Source organism: Pseudomonas sp. (assembly GCF_035277045.1).
GTDB lineage: Bacteria > Pseudomonadota > Gammaproteobacteria > Pseudomonadales > Pseudomonadaceae > Aquipseudomonas.
In genome coordinates, this window is sequence record NZ_DATELE010000053.1 from 1 (window position 1) to 2596 (window position 2596).

At 65.6% G+C, this 2596-nt stretch carries 3 protein-coding genes; 2 read left to right on the forward strand and 1 reads right to left on the reverse strand.

Annotated features, from left to right (window positions below; translation table 11 throughout):
* Window positions 1-311 (forward strand): SGNH hydrolase domain-containing protein (locus VJS90_RS02595; RefSeq protein WP_324118808.1); only part of this gene is annotated, 311 nt, incomplete at its 5' end.
* 99 nt (window positions 312-410) lie between these two features.
* Here VJS90_RS02595 and VJS90_RS02600 read toward each other — a convergent pair.
* Window positions 411-1802: an aldehyde dehydrogenase family protein gene (locus VJS90_RS02600; RefSeq protein WP_324118810.1), complete on the reverse strand. Its 1392-nt coding sequence runs from the start codon at window positions 1800-1802 to the stop codon at window positions 411-413.
* A gap of 105 nt (window positions 1803-1907) precedes the next feature.
* On the opposite strand from VJS90_RS02600, the gene ptrR reads away from it, so the two are divergent.
* Window positions 1908-2596, forward strand: a 689-nt coding sequence (gene ptrR, locus VJS90_RS02605; protein WP_324118813.1) for a putrescine utilization regulator PtrR, incomplete at its 3' end; no start/stop codon positions are given.

Consider the following 2596-nt stretch of genomic DNA (forward strand, 5'->3'; position numbering starts at 1 on the left):
AGAACCAGCCTATCGACAAGGCCGCCACCTGCCCGATCCGCCGCATCATGTTCGACCCCGACCGCGCCTGTGACACCACCGAAAGCAGCCGCCCCCGCTACTGGGCGCAGATCAGGGCGAAATTCCCGCAAGTGCACTTCATAGACCCCGACCAGGTCATCTGCCCGGGTCACCACTGCAGCCCGCTGGTCGGCGGCAAGCTGCTGTACCTGGACAATGCCCATCTCAATGAAGTGGGCTCGCGGTATATCGGACAGACGCTGCTGGAGCGGGGATATTCGCTGCTGAGGGATCCGGCGGGGCGGTCTTGAGGCGTGTACTACAAGCTTTGTTTCAAAGCTGGACAGGTGCGCTGCGGCGCACCTGTCCAGCCCTTTTCTTCGCCCGCCCAAGCAGGCAAGCGCGGCGCCTCAGTTGCGGTCCAGCCACACCGTCTGCACATTGCAGAATTCGCGCACGCCAAAGTGCGACAGCTCACGCCCGAAGCCGCTTTTCTTCATGCCGCCAAAGGCAACGCGGGGGTCGGAGGCGCAGTAGCCGTTGATGAACACCGCGCCGGTATCCAGCGCCTCGGTCATGCGCTCGGCCAGCGCGGCGTCGGCGGTGTAGATGGTCGAGGCCAGGCCGAAATCGCTGTCGTTGGCCAGCTCCACCGCATGCTCGGCATCACGGGCGCTGATGATCGCCGCCACGGGGCCGAAGAGCTCCTGCTGGAACGCCGTCATGTCACGGGTCACGCCGCCAAGCACGGTAGGCTCGTAGACGTTGGCCGCGCCCTCGGCCTTGTTGCCGCCCAGCAGCAGGGTCGCGCCTTCGGCCAGGGTCGCCTGGACCTGCCCATCGAGCTCGTCGCGCAGGTCGAAGCGGGCCATCGGGCCGATGTAGGTGTCATCATGCAGCGGGTTGCCGACGGTCAGCTGGCGCGTGGCGTCGACGAACCTGGCCGTGAAGGCCTCGATCACGCTGTCTTCGACGATCAGCCGCTTGGCCGCGGCGCAGACCTGGCCGGTGTTGCCGTAGCGGCCGATTACGGCAGCCTTGACCGCGGCATCCAGGTCGGCGTCGGCCAGCACGATGAACGGGTCGGAGCCGCCGAGTTCCAGCACGCACTTCTTCAGGGCGGCGCCGGCCTGGGCACCGATGGCCATGCCGGCGCGCACGCTGCCGGTCAGGGTGACGGCGGTGATGCGCGGGTCGTTGATGGCGCGGGTCACGCCCTCGGGTGCCACGTTGATCACCTCGAACACGCCTTCTGGCAGGCCGGCCTGCCTGAGGGTCTCAAGCAGCAGGTAGGCGCTGCCCATCACGTTCGGGGCGTGCTTGAGCACGTAGGTGTTGCCGGCGATCAGCGCCGGGATGGCACCGCGCAGCACCTGCCAGATCGGGAAATTCCACGGCATGATCGCCAGGATCGAACCCATCGGACGATACTCGATGCGGGCCTTGTTGTTTTCCACCAGGGTCGGCTCGGCGGCGAGCATGGCTGGGCCGTGCTCGGCGTACCATTGGCAGAGGTTGACGCACTTGGCGACCTCGCCACGGGCCTGGGTGATCGGCTTGCCCATCTCGCGGGTGATCATCTCGGCCAGTGCTTCAGCGTTGGCGGCCAAGGCATTGGCGATGGCCAGCAGGTGCTCGCTGCGCTGAGCGAGGGATACCCGCCGCCATTGCGCAAAGCCGGTCTTGGCGCGAGCGAGCGCGGCATCCAGGGCGGCATCGGTGTCGAAGGCGTTGTGGCCGATCTGTTCGCCGGTGTGCGGATCGATGGAGATGGCGTGGGTCTGGGGGCTGATCTCAGGCATGGAGCGTCTCCTGTTGTTGTCTGGAAGTGAAGCCAGCATAGGGGGCTGTGCCTTTATAAAAAACTGAATAATAATGAGCGGAACATTCACGTTTGGAGAATGATTGTGGACCTGGTGCAACTCGAGATCTTCAAGGCCGTGGCCGAGCAAGGCAGCATCAGTGCCGCGGCCCAGCACATCCACCGCGTGCCGTCCAACCTGACCACGCGTATCAAGCAGCTGGAACAGGACCTGGGCGTGGAACTGTTCATCCGCGAGAAGCTGCGGCTGCGCCTGTCGCCCGCGGGCTGGAATTTTCTGGAGTACACACGGCGCATTCTCGACCTGGTGCACGAGGCGCGGTTGACCGTGGCCGGCGAAGATCCCCAGGGCACCTTCGCCCTCGGGTCCCTCGAAAGCACGGCGGCGGTGCGTATCCCGGCCTTGCTGGCCGCCTATAACCAGCGCTACCCGAAGGTCGATCTCGACCTGTCCACCGGCCCCTCGGGCACCATGCTCGAGGGCGTGCTGGCCGGGCGGCTGGTCGCGGCCTTCGTCGATGGTCCGGTGCTGCACCCCACCTTGGAGGGGATGCCGGTGTTCGAGGAAGAGATGGTCATCATCGCGCCACTCAACCATGCGCCGGTGACCCGCGCCAGGGACGTCAACGGCGAGAACATCTATGCGTTTCGCGCCAACTGCTCGTACCGCCATCACTTCGAGAGCTGGTTCGTCCAGGACAAGGCGGTGCCGGGCAAGATCTTCGAGATGGAGTCGTACCACGGCATGCTCGCCTGTGTCAGCGCGGGTGCGGG

Excerpts from the sequence above, each read along its gene's own strand:
- VJS90_RS02600 (WP_324118810.1), bottom strand. The coding sequence starts at position 1,802 with ATGCCTGAGATCAGCCCCCAGACCCACGCCATCTCCATCGATCCGCAC.